The sequence below is a fragment of the Streptomyces sp. NPDC054813 genome, from assembly GCF_053611365.1.
Genome location: NZ_JBSHAF010000009.1, coordinates 126313 through 128382, shown reverse-complemented (window position 1 = coordinate 128382; position 2070 = coordinate 126313). Strand labels below are relative to the sequence as shown.

Below are 2070 nucleotides of genomic sequence, written 5' to 3'. Positions count from 1 at the left end.
CGCGTCGGGCGCTCGCTACACCCCCCCGCCTCTCTCGGGGGCTCCCCCCCCCCCCGTCTGCCCCGGGCGCCCCCCCCCCCCCCCCGGTACTCCATCGATCAGGTGAGGGGATCAGCTGGTCACGCCGCCGTCGACGACGAGGTCGTGGCCGACGACGAAGCTCGACTCGTCGGACGCCAGCCACAGCACCGCGGCCACGATCTCGTCCGTCGTCGCGACGCGGCCGATCGGAACCGTCGTGGCCAGCCGGGCGGCACGATCGGCGTCGCTCTCCCCGGGACGCAGCGACATACCGGTGTCCGTGGCGCCGGGGCTCACCGCGTGATGCGCACGTTGTCCTTGATGTGGTCCAGGGCGGCGACCCGGGTGAGGGTGCTCACCGCGGCCTTGGACGCGGCGTAGGCGGCCATGCCGGGGCGGCGCCCGTGGTAGCCGATGTTGGACGCGGTGTTGACGATGACGCCGCCGCCGTTCGCCCGCATGTGCGCGATCTCCTGCTGCATGCCGATCAGGACGCCGTTCAGGTTGACGTCCAGCACGGACTGCCACACGGCCAGGTCCAGGTCGCCGACCGGGGTGGGCTTGCCGAAGACACCGGCGTTGTTGTGGGCGACGTGCAGGCCGCCGTGACGCTCCACCGTGGTGCGCACCAGGCGCTCCATGTCCTCGGGCCGGGTGACGTCGGCGACGAGGGCGTCGGCCGCGCCGCCGTCCTCCTCGACGAGTCGCACGGTCTCCTCGATGGGTTCCGGCCGCGATCCGGCGGCCACCACGGTGGCGCCCTCGCGGGCGAAGGCCCTGGCACTGGCCCGGCCGATGCCGGATCCGGCCCCGGTGACGATGACGACCTTGTCCTTGAAACGGGCGGTCATGGGGGGGTGCTCCTTGGTACATGTCGTGATGGATGGGAATTCAGGGTGCCCGAGCGGCGGAGGGGCCGGGGATCCGTCAGGGGCCGGGGATCCGTCAGGGGCCGGGGGTCCGTCAGGGGCCGGGGGTCCGTCAGCCGCCGTCCCGGGGCGGGCCGGGGCGCAACAGGACGAGCGCGCACACCGCGGCGGCGGCGAAGGCCACGGCCGCGACGGTGAAGGCGAAGCCGTAGCCTGACGTCAGGGCGGACGCCGTACTCGTCCCCGTGTGCACCAGATCCGTGGTGCGTCCGGTGGACAGGGCCACCAGGACGGCGAGACCGATGGCCGGCCCGGCCTCCAGCGCGGTGTTGACCACGGCACCGGCGAGACCGGCCTGATCCCGCGGGACGTCGGTGGTCGCGGTGACGGTGGATCCGGCGAAGACCAGAGCCACCCCGGCGGGAAAGAGCACCAGCCCGGCCAGGACGGCGCCCACGTACGGCGTGTCCGACACCGATCCCCTCGGTCGTGGCCCAGGCTCCCAAAGCCAGCTGACCGTTGAGCACCTGTCCGTGTCCGGGGCGAACTGCCGCTCCTCCCCCCCACCCCACCACCACCGAGTGCTCACCCGTCTTCGGAATGAACAGCGGTCGTACGACCCAGGCCGGTGGTGTCAGCGCCCGCGTGACATGGCCGGCGAGGGCCTCGCGTACGGGCGACCAGTCCCCGGTGGAGCCACTGATGAAGTGGTGCAGGCTCTGCTCGGCCGCAGCCCCGCCGGCGAGCGTGGCGATGTTCCGGATCGACTTGCGTCCCTTCGCCGCCAGCGGCCCACGCAGATAGCGCCGCGCCCGCAGCCGCTGATCGCTGCGGCGCAGCGACGCGAAGAGCGCGGCGCTGAACTCGTCACCCGGATCGGTGACGTCGTGGGCGGCTTCCCGTATTCGGCAGCTGGAAAGGACTTTTGCGTTCACGTTTCCCCCATTCGCCAACTTCTCGGCTGTGCCTCAACATTGGCCGCTCACATCCGGCGACGGGAGGCGCACCGGGCACACACCTGCGCGACGACGGTTGCCGGGCCACCCCCGAGAGGCTTCCGCCGGGCGCGGCGCGGGGGGGGGGGGGGGCCCCCGGGGGGGGGGGGGCGCCGGGGGGGGGGGGGGGGTGGGGGTGGGGGGAGCCGCCTGTGGGGGGGGGGGGCCCGAAGGCGGTGGGGGGT

General features: G+C 73.6%; 1 protein-coding gene and 2 pseudogenes. All 3 read right to left on the bottom strand.

What is annotated here, in order from left to right:
* Positions 1 to 111 precede the first annotated feature (111 nt).
* A pseudogene (locus tag ACWGJB_RS19915) lies at positions 112 to 872 on the bottom strand (SDR family NAD(P)-dependent oxidoreductase).
* Positions 873 to 1002: 130 nt separating this feature from the next.
* Positions 1003 to 1365: a hypothetical protein gene (locus ACWGJB_RS19910; protein ID WP_453381666.1), complete on the bottom strand. Its 363-nt coding sequence runs from the start codon at positions 1363 to 1365 to the stop codon at positions 1003 to 1005.
* Positions 1361 to 1795: pseudogene (locus ACWGJB_RS19905) on the bottom strand (transposase); the annotation flags it as partial. The pseudogene ACWGJB_RS19905 and the gene ACWGJB_RS19910, both read right to left, overlap by 5 nt.
* Positions 1796 to 2070: the final 275 nt, after the last annotated feature.